21 protein-coding genes are annotated in these 23,723 nt (G+C 44.2%); 14 read left to right on the forward strand and 7 right to left on the reverse strand.

The window, feature by feature from the left end; all coding sequences use genetic code 11:
- From J3L18_RS26415 to J3L18_RS26480, 14 genes are all read left to right on the forward strand, one after another.
- Entirely contained in the window at window positions 1–657 is a 657-nt protein-coding gene (locus J3L18_RS26415) for a DUF4136 domain-containing protein (RefSeq protein WP_129568275.1), read from the forward strand.
- An 82-nt stretch (window positions 658–739) separates the two neighbouring features.
- Window positions 740–2,428, forward strand: a complete 1,689-nt coding sequence (locus J3L18_RS26420) for an alpha-amylase family glycosyl hydrolase (RefSeq protein ID WP_129568276.1) — start codon at window positions 740–742, stop codon at window positions 2,426–2,428.
- 2 nt (window positions 2,429–2,430) lie between these two features.
- Window positions 2,431–3,078: a hypothetical protein gene (locus J3L18_RS26425; RefSeq protein WP_129568277.1), complete on the forward strand. Its 648-nt coding sequence runs from the start codon at window positions 2,431–2,433 to the stop codon at window positions 3,076–3,078.
- Window positions 3,071–3,901 (forward strand): DUF2764 family protein, encoded by an 831-nt coding sequence (locus J3L18_RS26430; RefSeq protein WP_166091203.1) that lies wholly within the window; start codon window positions 3,071–3,073, stop codon window positions 3,899–3,901. The genes J3L18_RS26425 and J3L18_RS26430 overlap by 8 nt, the downstream gene beginning before the upstream one ends.
- Window position 3,902: 1 nt before the next feature.
- Window positions 3,903–5,675: a V-type ATP synthase subunit A gene (locus J3L18_RS26435; RefSeq protein ID WP_129568279.1), complete on the forward strand. Its 1,773-nt coding sequence runs from the start codon at window positions 3,903–3,905 to the stop codon at window positions 5,673–5,675.
- Window positions 5,656–7,077, forward strand: a complete 1,422-nt coding sequence (locus J3L18_RS26440; protein ID WP_129568280.1) for a V-type ATP synthase subunit B — start codon at window positions 5,656–5,658, stop codon at window positions 7,075–7,077. The genes J3L18_RS26435 and J3L18_RS26440 overlap by 20 nt, the downstream gene beginning before the upstream one ends.
- Window positions 7,068–7,658 carry a V-type ATP synthase subunit D gene (locus J3L18_RS26445; RefSeq protein ID WP_129568281.1) on the forward strand — a complete coding sequence of 197 codons (591 nt, stop codon included), beginning with the start codon at window positions 7,068–7,070 and terminating at the stop codon, window positions 7,656–7,658. Before J3L18_RS26440 ends, J3L18_RS26445 begins: the two co-directional genes overlap by 10 nt.
- 40 nt (window positions 7,659–7,698) lie before the next feature.
- Entirely contained in the window at window positions 7,699–9,141 is a 1,443-nt protein-coding gene (locus tag J3L18_RS26450; protein WP_189549086.1) for a V-type ATP synthase subunit I, read from the forward strand.
- A 13-nt stretch (window positions 9,142–9,154) separates the two neighbouring features.
- On the forward strand, window positions 9,155–9,604 hold the full coding sequence (locus J3L18_RS26455; RefSeq protein WP_112658756.1) for an ATP synthase subunit C-like protein: 450 nt from the start codon (window positions 9,155–9,157) through the stop codon (window positions 9,602–9,604).
- 40 nt (window positions 9,605–9,644) lie between these two features.
- Window positions 9,645–10,928, forward strand: a complete 1,284-nt coding sequence (locus J3L18_RS26460) for an efflux RND transporter permease subunit (protein ID WP_112658758.1) — start codon at window positions 9,645–9,647, stop codon at window positions 10,926–10,928.
- A gap of 4 nt (window positions 10,929–10,932) precedes the next feature.
- On the forward strand, window positions 10,933–12,885 hold the full coding sequence (locus tag J3L18_RS26465) for an efflux RND transporter permease subunit (RefSeq protein WP_129568283.1): 1,953 nt from the start codon (window positions 10,933–10,935) through the stop codon (window positions 12,883–12,885).
- 43 nt (window positions 12,886–12,928) lie between these two features.
- Entirely contained in the window at window positions 12,929–14,239 is a 1,311-nt protein-coding gene (locus tag J3L18_RS26470; protein WP_202985345.1) for a TolC family protein, read from the forward strand.
- Window positions 14,240–14,264: 25 nt separating this feature from the next.
- Complete coding sequence (locus tag J3L18_RS26475) at window positions 14,265–15,506, forward strand: efflux RND transporter periplasmic adaptor subunit (RefSeq protein WP_129568284.1); 1,242 nt, start codon at window positions 14,265–14,267, stop codon at window positions 15,504–15,506.
- Between the two features lie 2 nt (window positions 15,507–15,508).
- A complete protein-coding gene (locus tag J3L18_RS26480; RefSeq protein ID WP_202985344.1) occupies window positions 15,509–16,804 on the forward strand; it encodes an efflux RND transporter periplasmic adaptor subunit in 1,296 nt (431 codons plus the stop codon).
- A 174-nt stretch (window positions 16,805–16,978) separates the two neighbouring features.
- Here J3L18_RS26480 and J3L18_RS26485 read toward each other — a convergent pair whose 3' ends face one another.
- The 7 genes from J3L18_RS26485 to J3L18_RS26510 form a co-directional block, all read right to left on the reverse strand.
- Window positions 16,979–18,295: a hypothetical protein gene (locus J3L18_RS26485; protein WP_129568285.1), complete on the reverse strand. Its 1,317-nt coding sequence runs from the start codon at window positions 18,293–18,295 to the stop codon at window positions 16,979–16,981.
- A gap of 602 nt (window positions 18,296–18,897) precedes the next feature.
- A complete protein-coding gene (locus J3L18_RS31165) occupies window positions 18,898–19,317 on the reverse strand; it encodes an HYC_CC_PP family protein (RefSeq protein WP_498366044.1) in 420 nt (139 codons plus the stop codon).
- A gap of 128 nt (window positions 19,318–19,445) precedes the next feature.
- Window positions 19,446–21,488, reverse strand: coding sequence for a copper-translocating P-type ATPase (locus J3L18_RS26490; RefSeq protein WP_129568286.1), 2,043 nt, complete (start codon window positions 21,486–21,488; stop codon window positions 19,446–19,448).
- Window positions 21,489–21,515: 27 nt separating this feature from the next.
- A complete protein-coding gene (locus J3L18_RS26495; RefSeq protein ID WP_129568287.1) occupies window positions 21,516–22,769 on the reverse strand; it encodes an MFS transporter in 1,254 nt (417 codons plus the stop codon).
- 191 nt (window positions 22,770–22,960) lie between these two features.
- The gene (locus tag J3L18_RS26500) at window positions 22,961–23,191 is read right to left on the reverse strand and encodes an SHOCT domain-containing protein (protein WP_095705315.1); all 231 of its coding nucleotides are present in this window, start codon (window positions 23,189–23,191) and stop codon (window positions 22,961–22,963) included.
- Window positions 23,192–23,221: 30 nt separating this feature from the next.
- Complete coding sequence (locus tag J3L18_RS26505) at window positions 23,222–23,503, reverse strand: DUF5676 family membrane protein (protein ID WP_129568288.1); 282 nt, start codon at window positions 23,501–23,503, stop codon at window positions 23,222–23,224.
- Window positions 23,500–23,715: a hypothetical protein gene (locus J3L18_RS26510; protein ID WP_129568289.1), complete on the reverse strand. Its 216-nt coding sequence runs from the start codon at window positions 23,713–23,715 to the stop codon at window positions 23,500–23,502. The genes J3L18_RS26505 and J3L18_RS26510 overlap by 4 nt, the downstream gene beginning before the upstream one ends.
- Between the last annotated feature and the right edge of the window lie 8 nt (window positions 23,716–23,723).

The raw sequence follows: 23,723 nt of genomic DNA on the forward strand, positions 1-23,723 counted from the left end.
ATGAAAAAGAGTATGTGGGTTTCGACGGGCATTATGATAATAATGCTTGCGGGATGCAGCAGTATTTACAATGTCGTTTCGTCTGATTATGACAGGTCTGCTGATTTTACCAAATACAAGACCTTTGCCTGGCTGCCGGATAAAGCGGATACCGCCAATACATCGTATAATAACGAAATTATCCGGAATAATATCCGCAATTATTTTGGCCAATGTATCAGCGATAGAGGATATTCCTTTGATGCTGAAAATCCCGATGTGCTGATGCAGTTGATTATAACCAATGCAAAAAAAGAAAGGGTCATAAACGCGTATCCTAGCTCGTATTATTACAGCCCTTATTACTATGGGAGCTATTATTACTCCCCGTACCGCCTTGGTTACTATTATAATTATTATTCAACTTTCAGATACACGTACCCCGGGCCTGCATATCCCGTTGCTTATTCCGCCACACAAAAACAGGAATATGTAAATGGCGCCATCACATTAGCTTTTATAGACAGGAAAACAGGCAAGCTTATTTGGCGCGGAACGGCTGAAGGAGATATTTATGACCTCTCATTTATCAGCCAGGATTTGCATCCTGCCGTGCATAGAATATTAGCGGAGTACCCGGTGAAGCCTTTATTAACGCGCAGTCATAAAGTCAGATAAAACAGAAAAAAATATATGAACGAACTGTATAAAATTAAAATGAAGCAGAAGGTTATTCTGTAAAGTTCAATTTTCAGAACACATGAAATCAATTAAAGATATAGACCTATCCCCCAAGCCGGGTAAAGAATACTGGATGAATTGTCACCGTGAATGGCGGGAGGAGTTTATCTACTTCTTATTGGTTGACCGTTTTCATGACAACAAAAAAAGACAAAGCATGGAATTTGAAGTGAGGCATTCCGGCTTTGGCGAGGAAAAACAATTGGGTAAGTCGTGCGGGGGCACTATTCGCGGCATCACGGACCATCTTGATTATATCAAAGAACTGGGTTGTACAGCGATCTGGCTAAGCCCTGTTTTTAAAAATAACCCGGAATCCTATCACGGTTATGCCATTGAAAACTACCTGGAAATAGATCCGCGTTTTGGCACAAAGGAAGACATGGAAAAACTGGTTGAAACAGCGCACGGTTACAACATGAGTGTTTTCCTTGATATTGTTTTGCATCATAGCGGCGATAACTGGTGCTACCCCGATGATCTCGAATATTTTTATTATAAAGGTTTCAGGTTTCCTTTCGGCGGATGGCGGTATGAAGATGAACCGGCGCCAGTGGAACTGCGCGACCCGGAGTTATATGGCCGTAAAGGACAGATCCGGAATTTTGACAGTTACCCTGAAACGAGGGAAGGGGATTTCTATGGTTTAAAGGCATTCAAAAACGATGAATCTGCCGAGGCTATTTACGTTCAAAAGATATTAGCTGATATTCATTGCTATTGGATACGAGAACTGGATATAGACGGCTTCCGGCTGGATGCCGTAAAGCATATGGGCGAACTATCCATCAGCCGCTTTTGCTCAGCCATACGGGAATATGCCTATTCTCTTGGCAAGGAAAATTTCTTTCTTTTTGGCGAGGTCGTAGGCGCTGACGAAATGTACAGCCGTTATATTGGGGCTAAGACACTGTCGACGTATCACGACCAAAATATATATTATGGCTTAAATTCCGTATTGGATTTTCAGCTGTATTTCACTTTGGAAGGTGTGATCAAGGGCGCTGACTCACCGGAAAAACTGATCGACCGGTATAAACAACTCCAAAAAAGCGCCCTCGACAGGGGCGAATATGGTGAGTTTCTGGTAACCTTCCTGGACAATCATGACCAGGTTGGTTCTGACATCAAGCACCGTTACGGATACAATGCAGAACCCGCCCAAATCATTGCAGGGATCGCCTTCCTGCTTTGTGCCCTGGGTACGCCATGTATCTACTACGGTACCGAACAAGGCCTTGACGGCCACGGTAAAGGTGATACTCATATCAGGGAATGCCTGTTTAATCCAGGCGATAAAACCACCAACCTTCTCAATCAGCATTCTTCCATTTATGAAGCCATAGCCGAACTGGCAAAATTCAGGAGCACGAATAATGTGCTGAAGTTTGGCAGGATGTTCATGCGGGAAATCTCAAATGACGGCATCAACTTTCATTTGCCGGATTGCAACAAATGCACCCTGGCATTTTCCAGGATATTGGCTGGCGAGGAAATCGTATTTGTATATAATTCCTCCGCCGAGGAAACAAAGGAAGAGCACATACTGGTGGACTGCGAGGTGAACCGCAACCGTCAGTGGATGAGACCGGTATATGGCCACGGAATTGATGTAGAAATACGGCAATCGCCCGACCCCTCCAATCCGGTCAGATATATCAGGCTGGATTTAAAACCTATGCAGTTGGTTATACTTAAAAATTATTAAAAATGGAGACGAATGATTACCTGAATGCAGACCTGAAGCCGCTTGTCGAAAAAGTCTATCAGGAAGGGGTTAAAAAGGCAAAGGATGAAGCAGAGCAAATCATTGAAGCTGCAAAACGGCAGGCGGAAGAACTGCTTAAAAAAGCGGAGCAACAGATCGCCAGGCTGGAAGAACGGTCATTGGCTGAGACTAACCGGATCAGTCAAAATTTAAAAAGCGAGCTGAAGGCTGTCGCCAGTCAAACCATTAGCGCCGTCAAAACGGAACTCGCCGCGGTCATCACCAAAAAGACAAGCGTCCGCGAGATCAATGATGCTTTGGCGGAAAAAGAATTCCTGCAAAAAATCATTTCCGAGGTGCTTCGGAAGTGGGAACCCGCAGATGATCAATTCCAATTTGAATTGCTGTTAAATCAGGATGACGAAGCGCGGCTGAAGGAATTTTTTGAGCAGCGGATCAAAAAAGAATTAAGCGCCGGGGTCGATATTACAATTGACAATAAAATTAAAAGCGGCTTTAAGATCGGTGTAAAAAATGAAGATTACTACGTGGATTTTTCCGGCGGAGAGTTTGAGGAATTCTTCAAGGGGTATTTGCGTAAGGGCACATTGGAATGGATTTACGGTACAAAAGAAAACGAACATGTCTGAGCAGCATTATTTTTATCTGATCTCCGGCCTGCCGGACATTTCTGTGGAAGATGCGCATTTGCCTTTTTCTGCGAAAACATTTTTGGATGAGCATAAAGACCAGGTAGGCGAAAATGATTTCAGACTGCTCTGCTACCTGTATTATCCAAACGACAACCGCAACCTCCTCGATATACTGCTCGGGAAAAAGGAGACGACACCATCGGGTGGGTGCTATTCACTCCAGGAGCTAAAAAAGGGAATTGCGGGAGATGGGGCTTTACCGGATTATATGAACAGGTTTATTTCCGCTTTCGGCGAAAATAAGAACCGTTTCAGCGAAACCGTATGGGAAGCCAGGCTCACCGAAGCCTATTTCAGGGAAGCCATGAACTCGGGGAACGGGTTTCTTAACCGGTGGATGGAATTTGAACTGAACCTGAAAAACCTGCTGCTTTTAATGAAGAACCGTAAGCAGCAACTTCCATTTGCCGAATTCTTAATGGAAGCGAATGAAATGGCAGCAATAATGAAACAAAACCCATCGGTTGATCTCAGCACGGAATCGGCTATCGATTTTATGAGCGGCCTTTCTAAAATTATTGAAACAGGAAATATCGTTGAACAGGAAAGAAAAATTGATTTGCTGAGATGGAGGAAGCTCGAAGAAATGACCTTTTTTAACTATTTCACCGTGGAAGCCGTCATGAGTTTCCTTATTAAACTCCTGATAGTTGAACGATGGGCGAAGCTGAAGCATGATAATGAAGCAACCTTTCTTCCGTCCATATTAAGCACCTACCTCGAAAAAATTGAAATGCCCGAAACAGTAAATATACAATAAGATGCGCACCGGAAAAGTAAAAGCAATCGTTTCAAATTTGGTCATCGTTTCAGCGGATGAAACGGTTATGCAGAATGAGATCTGCATGATCCGTCTTGGCCAAATATTCCTTAAGGCAGAAGTGATTAAGGTGGTCGGCAAAGATGCTTATGTGCAGGCGTTCGAAAGCACGCGGGGCTTAAAAGTTGGTGATGAGGCGATTTTCCAGGGCCATCTGCTGGAAGCAGATCTGGGCCCCGGCATCCTTACAAAAAAATATGACGGGCTGCAAAATGATCTGGATAAGATCGAAACTGTTTTTCTTACCAGGGGCACCTATACCGATGCATTGGATAAGGACAGCGAATGGGATTTCACCCCGATCACAAAAATTGCGGAAACCGTTAGGGCAGGCAGCTGGATCGGTGAAGTAAAAGAAAAAAATATCCCGCATAAGATCATGGTTCCGTTCCTGCTCGAAGGCGAATACACCGTAAAGAAAGTGGCTGAGAAGGGGCGGTATAAAATAACGGATACCGTCGCTGTGATCGCAGATAAGGACGGAAATGAAACTGCGGTAACAATGGTGCAGAAATGGCCGGTTATCAGGCCGCTGAAAGGATATAAGGAAAAAGTCCGCCCCTATAAATTGTTGGAAACCGGCATCAGGATCATCGATATGATGAACCCATTGGCAGAGGGCGGAACAGGGTTTATTCCGGGCCCGTTCGGCAGCGGGAAGACGGTATTGCAGCATGCCATCGCCCGGCAGGCGAAAGCGGATGTCGTTGTCATGATCGCGTGCGGCGAACGGGCCAACGAAATTGTCGAGATCTTCACCGAGTTTCCCCAGCTGGATGATCCCCAGACAGGCGGCAAACTTATTGACAGAACCGTCATTATCGCCAATACCTCGAATATGCCGGTGGCATCCCGCGAAGCTTCCGTGTACACCGGGATGACCATCGCAGAGTATTACCGCGCAATGGGATTAAAAGTTTTAGTGCTGGCCGACTCCACTTCCAGGTGGGCGCAAGCGCTAAGGGAAATGTCAAACCGGATGGAAGAGCTCCCCGGCCCCGATGCCTTTCCGATGGATCTGCCGGCGGTTGTTTCCGGTTTTTATGCCCGGGCCGGCCAGGTAAAACTGGTGAACGACGCTGAAGGCAGTATTACATTTATCGGAACGGTCTCCCCGGCGGGCGGGAATTTAAAAGAGCCGGTAACGGAAGCGACAAAAAAAGCGGCGCATAGTTTTTACGCCTTGTCGCAGCAGCGCGCAGATAGTAAACGTTATCCCGCCATCGATGCTATTGAAAGTTATTCCAAGTTCCTCGACTATCCTGAATTGATCGGCTACATGCAGCAAACCATTTCGCAGAACTGGAAGGCTGAAGTGGTAAAAATGAAAGACCGCCTGTTCAAAGGCCATGAAGCGATGGAACAGATCAATATCCTCGGCGATGACAATGTTCCCCTCGATTACCACGAAAAATTCTGGAAATCGGAGTTGATCGATTTTGTCATTCTGCAACAGGATGCCTTCGATGCGGTAGACGGCTTTACCGCGCTTGACCGCTTGAAATATATGCAGGAAAAAGTGGCCGAAATCTGCGAATCATCGTTCCGGTTTTCCGATTACGAAGAAATAGGCGGTTATTTCCGGGCCATCATTAATATATGGAAGCAGATCAACTACTCCCTGTTCCAATCCGAGGAATTTAAAGGTTTTAACGGGCAATTGGATGAGTTATTAAATCAAAGGAAAAAAACAAATGAAAGCGTCCCTGTTTAAAAAAATTCATACAAAAGTTATTCATTTAACCAAGGCCACTTGTACGCTGGAGGCGACAGGGGTAGGTTATGAAGAAATGGCCATCGTGGACGGCAAAGCCGCCCAGGTCGTAAAGATAGCCGGCAAGCAGGTTACGCTGCAGGTATTTGAGGGAACAGAGGGGATCCGCACAGATGCCGAGGTCGTTTTTTTGGGTACAGCCCCAACATTAAAGGTAAGCGAAGAATTAGGCGGAAGGTTTTTCAATGCCTACGGCGATCCTATAGACGGCAAATATGCGCCTGCAGGAAAAGCGGTGGAAACAGGGGGGCCGGCATTAAACCCTGTAAGAAGGAAGCAGCCGTTCGACATGATTAAAACCGGTATAGCCGGAATTGACCTTAACAACACCCTGGTTGCCGGGCAAAAGATCCCGTTTTTTGCTGATTCCGATCAGCCCTATAATGCTGTTATTGCGCTTGTGGCGCTCCGCGCCAATGCCGACCGCATTATTCTGGGCGGCATCGGTCTTTCCAATGATGATTATTTGTATTTCAGGAGCCTCTTTGCCGATACAGACAGGCCTGAAAAGATCGTCGGCTTTATCAACACCACCGAATCCCCGGCCGTGGAGCGTCTGCTCATCCCGGACATGGCGCTGGCGGCAGCCGAATATTTCGCCATTGAAAAAAATGAAAAGGTGCTGGTATTACTCACCGACATGACTTTATACTGCGATGCGCTGAGCATCGTCTCTAATCGCATGGACCAGATCCCTTCAAAGGACAGCATGCCAGGTTCATTGTACAGCGACCTTGCAAAGATCTACGAGAAATCGCTGCAGCTTCCGTCGGGCGGTTCCATTACGATCATTTCTGTAACGACTATTTCAGAGGGCGATATTACCCATGCCATTCCGGACAATACCGGTTATATCACCGAAGGACAACTATTTTTACGAAGGGACACCGAGATAGGAAAAGTTATTATCGATCCTTTCCGCAGCTTATCCAGATTGAAACAGCTCGTGATCGGCAAAAAGACGAGGGAAGATCACCCGCAGGTGATGAATGCAGCTATTCGCCTGTATGCTGACGCGGCCAACGCCAAAACAAAACTGGAAAATGGTTTTGACCTGAGCGACTACGATAAACGCACCCTGGCATTTGCAAAACAGTACGCGCAGAAATTACTCGCCATTGACGTCAACATCGATATTACCCGGATGCTGGATATCAGCTGGAGCCTTTTCCGAAAGCATTTTCAGCCCGAAGAACTCGGCATCCGCGAGAAATATATGGAGGAATATTGGGAAAAAGCGACAGAGCCGGAAGGTGAAGACGATGTCCTAACAGACGAAAACGTAATGCTGGCAGACACCTCATTTAAACAAAGGAATAAGATAGCAGCAAAATGGCAATAAAATTTCAATATAATAAAATTTCATTGCAGGATATGCAAAAGCAATTGAAAGTTCGTTTGGACGCCCTCCCCGTGATCAGGTATAAGGAGATGGTATTGCACGCCGAAGCGGAAAAAGCAAAAAGAGAGACGACAGCCCTCGAAACGACCATTTTGAATAAAATAAACCAATACGAATATATGAATAGGCTATGGCAGGAATTTCCGCAGGATGTAATGAGCGTGAAAGAAATTAAGACAAGTCTGAAAAATATTGCCGGGGTAAAGGTACAGCAATTCGACGATGTCGTATTTGAAATCAAACCGCTTGTACTGTTCAATCAACCGTTTTGGGTTTCTGATGGCATTGCGCTGCTCTGCGACCTGCTGCGCCTTTCCATCGAAAAACAACTGCTGGTGATCAAAACGGAATCATTGAACACGGCCAGGAAAAAAACTACCCAGAAAGTTAACCTTTATGAAAAAGTACAGGTACCCGGGTACCTGATCGCCATTTCAAAGATTAAAAAGTTTATGAATGATGAAGAAAGTTTGGGAAAAGCCACCCAAAAAATTATGAAGAAAAGAATTTTAGCCATTTAAATAAACGGAAGCCATGATCGTACCGATGTATAAATTTTCAATGCTTATTTTCCATAGGGAATATGATGCTTTTTTGGAGGAACTTAAAGGTATAGGCGTTTTCCACGTAGCCGAAAGAACAAAAGGAACTGATGCCGCGCAAACTGACCAGCTTCAAATGATAACGGCAGTCAATGAGGCCATAGCTTTTCTTCTCCCATTTAAGAAGGACACGGATAGTCCGTCAACTGACGCGAATAAAACGGTTGATGAAATTCTGGAGCAGGTGAAACAAGCGAAGGAAAAATCAGGGACAGAGGTAAATGAAGAAGTGAAAACAAACCTGGAACAATCTGCAGCTGCCTGGATGTCCTTGCTGGAAAAAAGAAAAGCCGAACTGGAGGCGGTTTACGAGTTAAACCGAATGATGAAAAATACGCAGCAGGCAGCCGACGGAACGATCAGCATATTGGAAGGCTTCGTTCCGAGACCGGAGGAAAAGCGATTTTCTGCATTTCTCGCAAGCAAAGGCATTGTGTATATAGAGAAGCGGGCGCTTTTTGCTGACAATCCGCCGATCCTGCTGCATAACAACTGGTTCACCCGCCTGTTTGAACCGATAGGAAGTTTGTTTTCACTGCCAACCTACAATGATTTAGACCTCACCGTTTTCTTTGCCCCGTTTTTTGCTTTGTTCTTCGGTTTCGGTATGAACGATGCGGGTTATGGCCTGCTCCTGCTTATTGGCGCAACACTTATGAAGATTTTGGGGAAACCGAAGATCAAACGGTCATACCTTACGCTGGTGCAGCTGCTTGGCGGCATTACCTTTTGCTTCGGGCTGATTACGGGAAACATTTTCGGCTTTTCAATTGCCGAATTACCGGGGCTTTCTTTTTTAAAAAATGTATTCCTGAAAGATAAGCAGATTTTTACCCTTGCCATCGCCATCGGTTTTGTGCAGATCTTATTCGGCATGACCTTACAGGGAATCAATAAGATGGTAAAATTCGGTTTCAGGTATGGCCTTCCCCAGGTGGGCTGGATCATGATCATCCTGCATATACTCAACATGTTTTATTTCAAGATACTCCCCATGTATGCCCACGTTGACATCTTTATCGGGCTGGGCCTGATCATATTTTTTGCGGACCCCGACGCGGGTTTTTTCAAAGGGATCGGCAGCGGCATTTGGGAATTGTTCGGCATCACCGGCCTCATGGGGGATGTGCTTTCTTATATCCGTCTTTTCGCACTGGGCGTTTCAAGCGCCATACTTGGCCTGGTGATCAATAGTATTGCCTGGCAGATCGAAAAAGTATCCTACATCGGCCCCGTGCTTTTTCTTATCGTACTGATTTTTGGCCATACGTTAAACCTCTTCGTGGCTTCGCTGGGTGCCTTTGTGCACACCATGAGGCTCACGTTTGTGGAATTTTACAAGAATGCGGGATTTACCGGGGGCGGAAATCCTTATAAACCATTTGCAACTATTTCAAACTAAAAAAATAATCATTATGACAAATTTATTAATAGCATATACAGGACTCGCGCTCATGATCATCCTGCCAGGTATAGGAAGTGCGATAGGCGTTTCCATCGGCTCGAACGCCACTATCGGGGCCTTAAAAAAAAGACCCGATGCATTTGGGAATTATATGTTGCTAAGCGCCCTTTCGGGGACACATGGCCTGTTCGGGTTTGCAGCATTTTTTATCTTTTATTCGAAGGCGGTGTTTACACCGGCCATAACACCTTTTGCTGCCACAGCGGTGTTTGGCGCCGGATTAATATTCGTTGTCGCGACCTATGCGGCGATCAGGCAGGGGCAGATCTGTGCTAACGGTATAGCAGAAATTGCGTCGGGCAACGATGTTTTTGGCAAAACAATGATATTGGCGGTATTCCCTGAACTGTATTCCATCCTGGCATTTGCCGCGGCCTTTTTGATCAGTAATAAAATATAACCTATTAAAATATTAGCTAACATTTAAACCCAACCCAATTATGGTACAGGCCCTTATAAAATTTGCTTTACGAAACCGCTTTATCGTGCTACTGCTTGCTGGCGGCCTTTTTGCATGGGGAATTTATGCCGTTAAACAAAATCCGGTTGATGCGATACCGGACTTATCGGAAAACCAGGTGATCGTTTTTACGGAATGGATGGGACGCAGCCCGCAGTTGATAGAGGACCAGATCACCTATCCTTTGGTATCCAACTTACAGGGGATCCCAAATATCAAATCAGTCAGGGGTACATCCATGTTCGGCATGAGTTTCGTTTATGTCATCTTTGAAGACGATGTGGATATTTACTGGGCGCGCACCCGTGTGCTGGAGCGGCTGAATTATGCACAACGACTTTTGCCCCAGGGGATCACCCCCGCTTTAGGACCAGATGGAACAGGGGTAGGCCACGTCTTCTGGTATCACCTTGATGCCCCAAAAATGGATCTTGGAGAACAGCGTGCGCTGCAGGACTGGTATATCAAGTTCGCCTTGCAAACCGTGCCCGGCGTTTCAGAAGTGGCATCCTTCGGCGGTTTTGAAAAACAATACCAGATCATTTTGGATCCGGTAAAACTCCAGTTTTACAATATACCCCTCATGACGGTCATGAATAAAGTACGCGCCAATAACAATGATGTAGGGGGAAGGAAATTTGAAATGAGTGATATGGGCTATGTCATCCGGGGCCTGGGGTATATCAAGTCGAAGGAAGATGTGGAAAATATTGCTTTAGGCGAGAACAACGGGGTGCCGGTCAGGATAAAGGATATAGGCAGTGTACAAATGGGCGGAGACCTCCGGCTTGGGATCGTAGACGAGAACGGTACAGGTGAAATAGTAGGCGGTATCGTGGTCATGCGGTATGGACAAAGCGCAGATAAGGTCATCAAGGCTGTAAAAGCCAAAATGAAGGAAGTGGAAAAAGGGCTTCCGGAAGGGGTCACATTTAAAACTTCTTATGACCGGAGCGATCTGATAGAAGCGGCCATTCAAACAGTAACCGGAAAGTTAAAAGAAGAAATGATCGTGGTTTCTATCGTGGTGCTCATTTTCCTGTTCCACTGGCGCAGCGCAGTAAGTATTATTGTCCAGATCCCCATCACGCTTTCCATCAGTTTCATACTGCTGAATGCATTTGGCCTGTCCTCCAATTTAATGTCTTTGACCGGTATTGCTATCGCCATCGGTGTGATAGTGGATAACGGAATCATCATGTCCGAAAATGCCTACCGGAGACTTTCCGAATGGCAAAATAGTGATCACCCTGAAAATATTTAACGTTATGAAATTAATCATCAAAATAAAAGAATTTTTTAAGAAAAGGAAACCGTCTTACCGGGTGATCCCGGAGGATATCCGGATGAAGCTGGTGGAGTCTTCGTGCATACAGGTGTCAAGAGGCGTGTTCTTTTCAACCGTGATCATCATTGTTTCATTTATGCCGGTATTTCTTTTAACCGGACAGGAAGGGAAATTATTCCATCCGCTTGCCTATACGAAAACTTTCATCCTTGCTGTTGACGCTATATTAGTGGTAACACTGGCCCCGGTGCTGATTTCCTTTTTTATGAAAGGAAAGTTTTTACCCGAAAATGTAAACCCCGTTAACCGTGTGCTTGAACGGATTTATGAACCGATGATCAGGGCATGTATCAAAAGAAGGAAAATCACCATCGGGATAAATATAATTGCGTTACTCATCAGCATTCCCCTGGTGATGAGTCTGGGCCGCGAGTTTATGCCCCCGCTGGATGAAGGCACCTTGCTGTTCATGCCGGTCATGATGCCGGACGTATCCAATTCAGAAGCCAAAAAGTTATTACAGGTGCAGGATAAGATCATCGCGTCCGTGCCGGAAGTAACGCACGTAATGGGCAAAGCTGGCAGGGCCTATACCGCTACCGATAATTCCCCGATCAGCATGATAGAAACCATCATCATGCTAAAGCCAAGGGACCAGTGGAGAAAAGGTTTCACAAAAGACAGTATCATTAATGAACTGAACAAAAAGCTCCAGATTCCGGGCGTGATCAACGGATGGACCCAGCCGATCATCAACAGGATCAATATGCTTTCGACGGGTATCCGAACAGACGTCGGCATAAAAGTGTTTGGTCAGAATTTGGATACGATTTATTCCTTTTCCCAAAAGGTAGAGAAGGCGCTGGAAGGTACGCCCGGTATCAAAGACCTGTATGTCGAGCCTATCACCGGTGGGAAATATATAGATATCATTGTAAAACGGCAGGAAATCGGCCGCTATGGATTAAGCATAGATGACGTAAACGCTGTAGTGGAAAGCGCCCTTGGCGGCATGCGGCTTACCACGACCATAGAGGGACGCCAGCGATTTTCGGTGAACGCCCGTTTTGCTCAAAATTTCAGGGATAATATTCAATCCCTAAAAAGATTGCAGGTGCAAACCATGGGATATGGCCCGATCCCGCTGGAAGCTGTGGCGAACGTGAAAATTAGCGAAGGCCCGCCGATGATCAACTCTGAGAATGCCATGCTGCGCGGAACCGTCCTTTTTAACGTAAGGGAAAGAGACCTGGCAAGCACGGTAGAGGAAGCGCAAAAGAAACTGAATTCCATGATCAGCAAAATGCCAAAGGGTTATTACCTGACCTGGAGCGGAAATTATGAGAATTTGATCCGGGGTGAAAAGACCTTGAAAATTATCATGCCGGTTGTAATAGTGGTCATTTTCATGTTCATGTATTTCGCATTCAATTCCATGCGGGAATCCTTTTTAAGCTTGATCACGATCCCGTTTGCGCTTATTGGCGGGGCCTATATCGTTTACTTCTGGGGCGTAAATATTTCTATTGCCGTCGCCGTAGGATTCATTGCATTGTTCGGATTAGCCGTGGAAACAAATATTGTGATGGTTATTTACCTCAATGATGCCATGTTGCAATTAGTTGCGAAAAGAGGGAATTCGAGCGATACCATTACGAGGGATGAGCTAAAGGAATATGTGATAGCCGGGGCTGCCAAGAGGTTAAGGCCAAAGCTGATGACCGTTAGCGTATCCTTATTTGGCCTGGTGCCCATACTCTGGAGCACCGGCGTAGGAAGTGATGTGATGATACCTATTGTATTGCCTATGATAGGCGGTGTACTGACTTCTTCAACGTTTATCCTGCTGGTAACGCCGCTGATCTTCCTGATGAACAAGGAACACGAATTAAAAAAACACGGGAAAATAGAAGTAATGGAAACGCATCACTAAAAAATGAAAGTGTTGCAAGATGTTTAATTTTTAAAAAAATAGTATGATGAACCAAAGCCGCAAAATAAAACCAATTCCCTGTCCGGGAGTCTTTCTCCGGGGTATAATAGGTATTGCCACAATACTGCTGATCTTATCGGCGGGTGCAGTTAAGGCACAGCAGAGGATGAATATAAAAGGCATTCTTGATTCTATTGAGTCGGGTAACCCATCAATGAAGATGTACGATGCAGATATACGATCGATGAATGAAACAGCCAAAGGCGCCAAAAGCTGGATGGCGCCCGAATTAAGCACAGGTTTTTTTATGACGCCTTACAATCCGGCGCTTTGGAAAAAAAGCGGTGATATCAACGGGATGGGACAATATTCTATAGCCGGTCAGCAGGTCTTTCCTAATAAGAGCCGGCTGGAGGCACAGTCAAAATACATGACCGCGATGTCAACGATAGCCGTACAGAAAAAAGGCGCCACACTCAACGACCTTTATGCACAGGCTAAATCAGCTTATTATGCCTGGATGATCCTTGAAAAGAAATTAGCCATTCTCGATCAGAACGAAAAGGTGTTGAATTTTATGATAGGCAATGCGGAAACAAGGTATAAAAATGGACTAGAAAAGATCAATGCCTACTACAAAGCGAAAGCAGCCCTGGGCTCCTTGCAAAGCATGCGCCTGATGCTACAGAATGATGTGAAGCAAAAACGCATTTTGCTCAATACGTTAATGAATGCAAAAGACAAGACGAAAGATTATGTGATCGATACGACCTATTCGGTAAGGGACTATTCATCTTATATCATCGACAGTTCCCTGTTTGTCAATTCAAGAAGTGATATCAAGGCGATAGAAAAAGATATTCAGTTAACTTACCTGAAACGGGAACTGGAAAGGACGCAGTTAAAACCGGAATTCGGTATCCGTTATGAGCATATGTTCGGTTTTGGCGGAGCCTCCAACCTGTATACATTAATGGGTATGGTGCGTATTCCTATCGCACCCTGGAGCGCTAAAATGAATAAGGCGAATATAGAAGGCCTAAAATGGCAGGCCATTTCGCTGGAGGCCCAGAAACAGATGGTTATTAACGAGAGTACGGGCATGGCACACAGTGCGTTGACGGAAATTGAAACAAAGAAAAAGCAAATCGAATTGTTTGAAAAAAATATCATTCCCGCTTTACGCAGAAATTACCAAACGATGCAATTGGGATATGAGCAAAATACCGAGGAATTGTTTGAACTGTATGATGCCTGGGAAACGCTGAATATGACGCAGCTGGATTACCTGGACCAACTGCAGCAATTGCTGGCGATGCAGGTTGAGTTGGATCGGACGCTGCAAATACGTTAGAGATAGGTCCTTAATAATAACGATTATGAAAAAAAATAAAATAACGCTGATCATATTATCGGTCCTGGTAATATTAGCTTCAGCCGCATGGATATATGTTAAATACATGCGTCAAAAAAGTCATCCTCTGAAACCTGATACCATGGTCAACATGGATATGGGAGATAAGGGACAGATGGATATGGATATGCCGATGCCCGGGAAGGAAACGAATAGTCCTGCTATAGATACTAAACTTGGCCTTTTGCTGAAACCCACGAATGAATATGTATTGTCAAAAATTCCCACTACCTCCATTCAAAATAAAACACAGGATATAGCGATAAATGCGTTTGGCCGCATAGCCTATGATACCAGGCAGGTAGGATCCATTTCGGCGCGCATAACGGGGAGGATCGTAAAACTTTATGTACGTTACCGGTTCCAAAAGGTAAACAAGGGGCAAAAGGTCATGGATATATACAGTCCTGAAATAGTTACCGACGAACAAAATCTGCTGTATCTTTTAAAAAACGATCCTGAAAACGCACCTTTTATATCAGCGGCTAAAGAAAAACTATTGCTGTTAGGTATGCGTGAAGAGCAGTTAGCACAGGTCATCAGGACTCAAAAAGCGGACTTTACGATTTCGGTTTACAGCCCCTACAGCGGCCATATTCATGAAGCAAGTACCCAGGGAACTGAAGAAATGCCCTCAGCCCAACCCGGAGAGATGAAAAACATTGCCCTGATCACAGAAGAGCTTCCGCTTAAAGAAGGGATGTACGTGCAGCAGGGACAGCCTGTCTTCAGTGTTTTCGATCCGGGTAAAGCATGGGCGATCCTGAATTTTTTTGCCGATAAGCAGGCCATCATAAAAAAAGGAAGCCCGGTCCGCATTGTTCCTGAAACTGCCCCGGGGAAGAGTTTCCAGGCAACAATAGATTATATCGAGCCTTTTTATCGCAAAGACAGCAAAACGGTTACAGCACGTGTATACTTTGATAATACCAAACTCAAAATTCCGGTCGGCAGCCAGGTTTCTGCCGTCATCACCAGTAAAAACCCGAATACAAGCTGGCTTCCTTCAGACGCGCTGGTTTCCCTTGGGATGGACAAAGTGGTATTTGTCAAATACCTTACCGGCTTCAAAGCCCACAGGGTGATCACCGGTTTAACAAATGATAAATCAATTCAAATCCTTTCCGGTCTTTCTGTGAAGGATACGGTAGCAGCCAATGCGCAGTACCTGATGGACAGTGAAAGCTTTATAAAAGTAAACGAATAGTTATGAAAAACGAAAACGCTAATATAGGATTACGTTACGGTACAGCCGGCCCGCATGGGGTGACACGTAACCTGCTGCCTGCAACCCGCATACTGCGCATTCCCGGTTTATTTTTATTTCTTTTAATGGCATTCGTGTCATGCAAAAATAAACCGGAGAAACAAGTTGCGCATACTTCAGCACCCAAATTTTATTATACCTGCTCTATGCATACCCAGATTATGCTGCACAAGCCCGGAAATTGTCCGATCTGTGGCATGAAACTGATCGAGGTGAGCGAAACCAATACCGCGAAGGCCGATGAGATCCGGCTAACACAACAGCAAATACAGCTTGGCAATATCCTGGTGGACACCATAAACGATAAGCGTATTGGTGATAAGGTCATATTTACAGGAACGCTGAATTTCAACCTGTATAAAACCGCGTCGGTAAGTGCAAGAGTCGCCGGAAGAATAGAAAAATTGCACTTCAAAAATATTGGAGATTACGTGCGAAAAGGTGATCCATTATTTGACATCTATAGCGAGGAATTGAATAATGCGCGCCAGGAATATATATACACACTTCAAAAAAAACAAACACTTGATAATTCATTAATTGACTATGACCGCCTGGTACAGAGCGCCAGGAATAAGCTCCTCTTATGGGGATTAACGGAAAAACAAATCCAGGATTTAGGCAACAACAAACAGGTTACCAGACTAACCTCTTTTTACAGTACAGGGTCAGGATTTATCACAGAATTAGGTGTGAAGGAAGGCGACTATGTCATGGAAGGGGGCAAGGTTGTCAACCTTGCTGATTTGTCTACGCTCTGGGCTGAGGCACAGGTTTATACCTCCCAGATGAATGATATTGATAAAGATGGCACCGTAACGGTCCAAATACCCGATATGCCGGGTAAAGAATTTAAGGGCCGAATTGAATTTGTCAACCCCGAGATCAATCCTGATACCCGCATTGATCTGGTAAGGGTGGTTATCCCCAATACGGACCGTCAGTTAAAACCGGGTATGCCCGCCTACTTGATTTTTAGAGCACCGGTACACAAAGCTTTCTCCTTACCAATAGATGCGGTGTTGAGAGATGGCTCGGTGTCAGTCGTTTGGGTTCAGACAGGAAAGAATACCTTCAAAAATAAAATGGTGGAAACCGGGCTGGAGACTGAAAATGATATCGAGATCAAATCAGGATTGCAGAAAGGCGACATCGTCGTCATCAACGGCGCCTATTTATTAAACAGTGAGTACAAATTCAAAAAGGGTTCAAGCCCGATGGGCGGCATGAAGATGTAAGATCAATCAATGAGGTCAAACAGTGATTGACCATATGAAATTTAGTTAACCGTATGCGCTGCATTCCGGTTAACTAAATTTGGATACTTCCCTCTCGTATGGTGTTTTTAACAACGCACGGTTTTACCTTACCAGGTATAGAGCGTATGCTTTATCTTTTTAAAATAATCCTCATTATTTTGCAGTCAATGAAATTATGGTGAAAGAATTATTCTTGAAAATGACGCGGGCGGATAAAAAAGGAGGCGTTTTAAGTTTTTCAAAATCTGTATTTGGCAGCAAAACATAGCTGACCTTATATTTCGCAAATAACGCTGCACCTGACGAGGGCGCCGAAGTGCTTAGATAGGAAAGCATGTCATTTCTGTCATTTTCACGTTCCTCATAACTGATATAAGGATTTGAAAAATAAACTTCCACCGAGACCATTTTAATGCCCGTAGCCATAACAGGGAAAAGGGACTGATCATGTTTGCAAAGCATAACATGGTCAAGGGGCAGGTTTTTTACTATAAAACTATACACTTCAATTTTGTCCGTTTCTTTTTCTTTGGCTAATGCCTGTTGTCTTGGTATTACAAAATCAGTCCTGTTACTATAAATAGGATAGTACATCAGCGCATATGCCAGGACGGAAAACACAAATAAATTAGATGAAAGTGCTGCCGAAAATTTGGTGGAATATTTCCTCAGTGCATAATCTTTTATCCAATCAATGATGACGTCTAATAAATAAACAAAGCCAAATCCAAAGAAAACTGATTGCACCCCTTTGAGATAGAAGAAATAGTGTAGCGCAGGGATCGTATCAGGAAGGGTAATATGCAAAATACGATTCGCAGCAGGCAGCACTGCTTCATACAGGTACATGAATAACGTAATGTAAAACCAGTAAAAAATTATTTTTTTGATTAATGGGTTGTCATATTTTTTATAAAATACCACAAATCCAATGACCGCGATCAGCAGGGAAAAGGTAAGGTTTAATTTGAGCAACTCAATCGTCTTGGCCCTTGCAAAAATACCGGGCGCACATTGAAGAATTGTGCGATTTACAAAGTGCAAATGATATTTAATCAGGACAAAATACAAAAACGGGAAACTAAAGATCAGGAAGGGGATTACGGTGAAAAAACCCTGCAGGAAATACGTTTTTACCAAGGAAAGCTCCTTCTGTCTTATTGCTATGATGATTTTCTGGCCTTGCAATAAAATCATCATTAGAATAATAATAATTGTTGGAGCCGCATGTCCAAGGAAACTAATTCCTAAAAATATTCCCAGGACGATAAACCATCTGATTTTTTGCGTTGAAAAAGCTTTGTAGCACAAAAAGATATTCAGGTAAAATATAAACTGAACATAGCAATCTGCTAATTGCAGGGGTGAATAGGTGGCGCCACCCCAGCCGGGCATATTTCCGGTGGCTAAAAAAAGAAAAGACAAAAGCGCTGCCAGAGCAATCTTGTAGTCAAACAGTTTTCTTGCCATGATAAAAAAGAAAATAGGGCCTAACAGATTCAAAAACATACCGGCCCGGGCAACGACGATATTTATGGGCAACCCGGTGATCTGCACAACGGCCGCTTCAGAAAGGTACAACAGGGGATTGTACCACATGTACTGGCCAAGATAATTTGGATCAGTACCATAGTGGCCATTCAGTGTGGTCCGGATATAGCCAATATCGCGGTCAAAATCGGGTTCAAAAGCCCAATGAAGGTCGTGGACGGCTTTATAACATTGTAAAAAAGCGAGCAGCAGCATAATGATACAGGCAATCAGATATTTTATATTTTTCAATTTCATTGTTCGGAGATTATGGGATTCAAGTTTGATTTTTCGTCGTAATCAATTTTGTCACGGGAAGGCAGTTTTATCAAATCACCATGCATATTATTATTGCGCACCATAGCGCCTGATCACTGAATTATATGCGCGGGCAGAAACCCGGGACATTCAGCAAAACCAGCCGTTACGCTTTTTACAGCGCTAAGGCCATAGCCTTATTTCTAATAAAATGATATATGATTTAATACAAGTCTTATTTGCAGGATACAGGAGTTCCCCGCCGCGACGTCGCAGTGCTTGAATCAGATAAGAAGCGAATGATTGGAGATATAAATAGGTTGCCTGAAAATAAAAGGAGGTCCTGTCGCGTTGGGCCACCTGATCGTGCTATTTATAATTGCGGGAATATTATGAAAGACATCTTGTTTTGGCTGAAAAATAGCAAGCTCAACGGTTGCGAACTGAAAACTTATTGACGAATTAAAATTCTCATTAACTACATAAGTCCCATGGTGATAACAACAGGTGCAATCCTCTCCGCAACGATCATCATCCTTGCCCTGTTCCCCTTTATCGTCATCTTCGGCTGAATGACGTGTTTCCTGGATAAGGCCTGTTTTTGATAATAAGTATTCGGTTGTACAGTGGAGCAGACAGGCATAAGTACCTGTCGTTAATAACAAGTAAAATACAGTCAAACAAAATACTCCAGGTCTCTTCATTAATAAAACGGGTGAAGACGCAAATAGGGGTATTATTTTTGTTGTTCCTTCGAAAAACAGTTCGCAGGTTAGCGCTTTAAAGATATTGTTTAAAATATAGGTTTCCTATAATAAACCGCATTTTTAAATTAATTTTTCACCTTTAATAATGCGGCATTGATCGCAACAACAACGGTGCTGACGGTCATCAATACAGCCCCTGCGGCAGGGCTTAATACAATGCCCTGGTTATAAAGCACACCGGCAGCCAATGGCAAGGCAACGACGTTGTAACCTGTTGCCCAAACCAGGTTCTGGATCATCTTGCGATACGTTGCTTTTCCGAATAAAATTAAACCAACGATATCTTTCGGATTGCTGTTCACCAGAACGATGCCTGCGGTTTCCGCGGCGATATCGCTGCCCGACCCAACGGCAATGCCGATATCGGCCTGTGCCAATGCCGGCGCATCGTTGACGCCGTCCCCGGTCATCGCTACGAATTCGCCCTTTTGCTGTAATGCTTTTATTTCTTTCAATTTCTGATCAGGCAATACTTCGGCGATAAAACTATCCATGCCCAAAGTCTTGCTTACACTTGCCGCTACTTTACTGTTGTCCCCGGTAAGCAATATGGATTTAATCTTTTCTTGTTTTAAAGTTTTGATCGCCTCTGCCGATTCAGGCCGTATTTTATCGGACAAAGCAATGTATCCGGCCAATTTTTTATCAATGATGACAAATACAACGGTTTCTGTATCATCAGCGGTAAAGCCCTCGGGAATGGTTATCTTATTTTCTTTTAAATAGCCGGGGCTGACCACCAATATTTTTTTACCTTCTACCGTTGCTTCCACACCTTTGCCTGTAATGGCATTAAAATTTTCCGTTGCCGGTATTTTGATAGCCAGGTCTTTTACTTTTTGCAGGATGCCTGTCGCGATCGGGTGTTCTGATTTTTGTTCCAATGCGGACGCTAAACGAAGGAGCTCATTTTCTTTTAGCGCTTGATCGAGGGAAATTATTTTTGAAACTTCAAACTTTCCTACAGTTAGTGTGCCCGTCTTATCAAACACAACCGTGGTGATCTTTCTTGAATTCTCAAATGCGTTCCTGTTTTTGATCAGTAAGCCATTCTTTGCAGACAGGGCCGTTGATTTGGCTACTACCAAAGGGACAGCTAAACCCAAAGCGTGAGGGCAGCAGATCACAATTACGGTAACCATTCTTTCCATAGCGAAGGCTAAGGGCTGGCCCGTCAAATACCAATATAAAAATGTGGCGATACCACTGCACAAAGCAATAATGGTTAACCACCTGGCGGCTGTATCTGCCAGCAATTGTGTTTTTGATTTTGATTTTTGTGCATCATCCACCAGCTTCACTACCTGCGAGAGGTAGGAATCTTTTGCGGCATGGGATACCGTAACTTTAAAAGAGCCGCTTCCGTTGATGGAGCCGGCGATCACTTTGTCCCCCTTTACTTTCTTTACCGGTTTTGACTCCCCGGTTAGCATACTTTCGTTCAGATAACTTTCCCCTTCCAGTATGATCCCATCTGCAGCAACCTTTTCGCCCGGTTTTACCAGGATGATATCATTTTCTTTTAATGTGTCCGTCTTGACATCATGAATCATATCAGCCATAACCATGTGGGCGTCTGATGGCATCAATTGCACCAATAGCTCCAGTTCTTTTGAGGCCCCTGCAATAGATTTCATTTCGATCCAATGCCCTAATAACATGATCCCGATCAGGGTTGTCAGTTCCCAGAAGAAATCCATACCCTTTAACCCGAATACGATGGCTACGCTGTAGATGTAGGCAACGGTTATAGCGAAGCCGATCAGGAACATCATACCAGGGTTCTTCGCTTTTATTTCCCCGATCCATCCCGTTAAAAAAGGCCAGCCCCCATAAAAAAATACCACGGTTGACAGCGCAAACAATAGATAGGAAGAACCTGCAAATTGCCAGTCAACACCAATGAAACGCTGTATCATTGCCGATAGCAGCATGATCGGTAAAGTTAGGGCCAGTACCACAAAAAACCGCTTCTTAAAGTCGGCGATCATCATGGAATGATCATGCCCTGCCATACCCATTGAGGGATTGGAGCCATGGTGCATGGTGCTATGGTCCATTTTTGAGTGATCCGTTGCCGGCGTTTTAGTGTGATGTTGATGTTCCATTTTTTAATTTATTAATAAGTATTAAATTTATGATTTAAGGACCAGTAACTTGTTTTTTGGCAATACCAAATACGCAGACCCCAGTAGAACGACCGCGACCGACCAATAAGCAATATGATTTGACCAAATCATAATTACTCCCCCGGTCACTACACCAGTGACCTGCCCAAGACTATTGACAGAACTAAATATTCCAAGGGATGCCCCATGCCCTTTTTCTGAATTTTTTGTTATGAGTGAGGCAAGGGCCGGCGTCAAAATGGCCATCCCCGTGGAAATGAAAGCGACATAAATTAGAATCCATTCCATTGCCCGCGAAGTAGTGAGCATGAATATTCCAATGCCCAGAAATAGAAAGCCAAAAGGCAGCAAGCTGTTTTCACCTTTCTTATCGATTAACCATGCAACAGGACCTAACTGCAGAAAGCCCATCAGTGAGCCACAAACGATAAAGACCACGCTCAATTGCTGCGGGCCGAACGAAAAAAGGCGCTGGGAATGTAAGGCGAAGGTGCCTTCAAACATGGATAAGGCGAACTGACTGATAAAGGAAAAAGCAAGTAACGATAGGAATGTCCTATTTAGTAATTTCCAGTTCGGGATCAGCAGTGTCTTTACTTTAGGTATAGGTTGCGTTGCTGCTTTAGGGTAAACCTTGTGTGATTCCGGCAGCAAAATAACGTAAAGGATAAAAACCACTAATGCAAGCAAGGATGAAATAACAAATGGAGTAGAAAATTTATCAAGTTTTAACTGCCCGAAAAAAAGGTTAAGCTTTACATTAACTTTTAACAGATTTCCAAGTAAAGGGCCCGCAACCGCACCGAGCCCGGCAATACTGCTCAGCACCGCCATATTTTTCCCTCTTTGTTCTTTTGAAGTCAAATCGGCAATGTAAGCCCCTGATGCGGTCACAAAACCGGCGGTAAAAATTCCGGCTAATAAACGGGAGGCATAAAGTAACATGACGCTCCCTCCCAGCGAAAAAAGAAAAGTGGAAACAGCAAAACCGGCTATGCCCGCCAGGATGAGTGGCCGCCGACCTATCTTATCAGACAATGAACCCAGGTAAGAAGAGAACAAAAACTGGGTAAGCGGAAAACTCCCGGTGATCAACCCTACGTGGAGGGAAACTTTATCAGATGAAATGCTGCCTGACAGCAGCAACTTTTCAATATAGAACGGAAGCACCGGAAGCGTTATTCCCAGCCCCGTCATTACCAGGAACACGCCGCACAGCAATATTATCTTTCGCTTATCATATTTTTTTATATCAATCATCCGGGCATTTTTAGTATAATTTCCCCTGCATTGTTAAATCCAAACGGATCAGATCCAAATCAGTCCATGGAAGAAATGATCGTTACCCAACAGGTTTCGGTGCTGATCATTTCCATAAAGTATAGTTGCTGACTTCGGACAGGCCTGTAACTAAAAAAACTGCTCACCGGTCGCTTGCGGACAGCAGCCATTTATTTTTGCTTTGCTGAATCATTTTCCAGGATCTTTTTCTTTTCCTGGTATTCTTCCGTTGTGATCTCACCTGAAGCAAACCGCTTTTGCAAAATATCGAGCGGCGATTCTTTTTTCTTTCGCTGCCCGGGAATATCATAAGGCGTTGCGAATATCCAAAAAAGGAGGATCATCCAAACAAACCACCATATCAGGTGCATTCCCCAAAAATTACCGTTGTAGTACATCATGATCTTTATAATTTAATTATTAATATTTGATTATTTATTTCGGCCTAAGGCAGCGTTGTAAATTACAGCTATGCAAGAGCCCATTAACCAGGCGATAATGAACCACTCAATGATCCCAGTTATTGCTTCAGAGAAAGTAATAGGTGCCTTTCTGATAATAGCAGTAAAATCGAAACTATGAGCGAGGGAGCCGAAAAACTTGGCCACAGCCTCGTTACCGAGCGCCAACGATATGATAATGCACCCGGAATAGATGATGGCAACTGTTGTGCCGGCTGCAAATCCTAACTTTGTTACATGCAAACGATTCATGATATGTCCTCCTTATGCTGATCCAGGCCCTGTTGTGCTGATGAATGATAGTGTTTGCTATGCCTTCCCATCATCATAAAATGACAGCCAAACATTAACACGATGAAAATGAGAAATGAATAATTTCCTGTAATGCCAAATAATGGTAAAAGGAAAATGAGCAGCAAGGGCACTGTGCACCCGACGATCATCCAGAATAAGTGCTTGTTCATAATTCAGT

Source organism: Mucilaginibacter gossypii, from assembly GCF_017569325.2.
Lineage (GTDB): Bacteria > Bacteroidota > Bacteroidia > Sphingobacteriales > Sphingobacteriaceae > Mucilaginibacter > Mucilaginibacter gossypii.

What these genes read in the sequence shown, in the direction of transcription:
- J3L18_RS26455 (WP_112658756.1), top strand. Translation starts at nt 9,155, where the DNA reads ATGACAAATTTATTAATAGCATATACAGGACTCGCGCTCATGATCATC.
- J3L18_RS26440 (WP_129568280.1), top strand. Translation starts at nt 5,656, where the DNA reads ATGAAAGCGTCCCTGTTTAAAAAAATTCATACAAAAGTTATTCATTTA.
- J3L18_RS26425 (WP_129568277.1), top strand. Translation starts at nt 2,431, where the DNA reads ATGGAGACGAATGATTACCTGAATGCAGACCTGAAGCCGCTTGTCGAA.
- J3L18_RS26445 (WP_129568281.1), top strand. Translation starts at nt 7,068, where the DNA reads ATGGCAATAAAATTTCAATATAATAAAATTTCATTGCAGGATATGCAA.
- J3L18_RS26470 (WP_202985345.1), top strand. Translation starts at nt 12,929, where the DNA reads ATGATGAACCAAAGCCGCAAAATAAAACCAATTCCCTGTCCGGGAGTC.
- J3L18_RS26490 (WP_129568286.1), bottom strand. Translation starts at nt 21,488, where the DNA reads ATGGAACATCAACATCACACTAAAACGCCGGCAACGGATCACTCAAAA.
- J3L18_RS26475 (WP_129568284.1), top strand. Translation starts at nt 14,265, where the DNA reads ATGAAAAAAAATAAAATAACGCTGATCATATTATCGGTCCTGGTAATA.
- J3L18_RS26435 (WP_129568279.1), top strand. Translation starts at nt 3,903, where the DNA reads ATGCGCACCGGAAAAGTAAAAGCAATCGTTTCAAATTTGGTCATCGTT.
- J3L18_RS26495 (WP_129568287.1), bottom strand. Translation starts at nt 22,769, where the DNA reads ATGATTGATATAAAAAAATATGATAAGCGAAAGATAATATTGCTGTGC.
- J3L18_RS26500 (WP_095705315.1), bottom strand. Translation starts at nt 23,191, where the DNA reads ATGATGTACTACAACGGTAATTTTTGGGGAATGCACCTGATATGGTGG.
- J3L18_RS26430 (WP_166091203.1), top strand. Translation starts at nt 3,071, where the DNA reads ATGTCTGAGCAGCATTATTTTTATCTGATCTCCGGCCTGCCGGACATT.
- J3L18_RS26460 (WP_112658758.1), top strand. Translation starts at nt 9,645, where the DNA reads ATGGTACAGGCCCTTATAAAATTTGCTTTACGAAACCGCTTTATCGTG.
- J3L18_RS31165 (WP_498366044.1), bottom strand. Translation starts at nt 19,317, where the DNA reads ATGAAGAGACCTGGAGTATTTTGTTTGACTGTATTTTACTTGTTATTA.
- J3L18_RS26505 (WP_129568288.1), bottom strand. Translation starts at nt 23,503, where the DNA reads ATGAATCGTTTGCATGTAACAAAGTTAGGATTTGCAGCCGGCACAACA.
- J3L18_RS26510 (WP_129568289.1), bottom strand. Translation starts at nt 23,715, where the DNA reads ATGAACAAGCACTTATTCTGGATGATCGTCGGGTGCACAGTGCCCTTG.
- J3L18_RS26450 (WP_189549086.1), top strand. Translation starts at nt 7,699, where the DNA reads ATGCTTATTTTCCATAGGGAATATGATGCTTTTTTGGAGGAACTTAAA.
- J3L18_RS26485 (WP_129568285.1), bottom strand. Translation starts at nt 18,295, where the DNA reads ATGGCAAGAAAACTGTTTGACTACAAGATTGCTCTGGCAGCGCTTTTG.
- J3L18_RS26465 (WP_129568283.1), top strand. Translation starts at nt 10,933, where the DNA reads ATGAAATTAATCATCAAAATAAAAGAATTTTTTAAGAAAAGGAAACCG.
- J3L18_RS26480 (WP_202985344.1), top strand. Translation starts at nt 15,509, where the DNA reads ATGAAAAACGAAAACGCTAATATAGGATTACGTTACGGTACAGCCGGC.
- J3L18_RS26415 (WP_129568275.1), top strand. Translation starts at nt 1, where the DNA reads ATGAAAAAGAGTATGTGGGTTTCGACGGGCATTATGATAATAATGCTT.
- J3L18_RS26420 (WP_129568276.1), top strand. Translation starts at nt 740, where the DNA reads ATGAAATCAATTAAAGATATAGACCTATCCCCCAAGCCGGGTAAAGAA.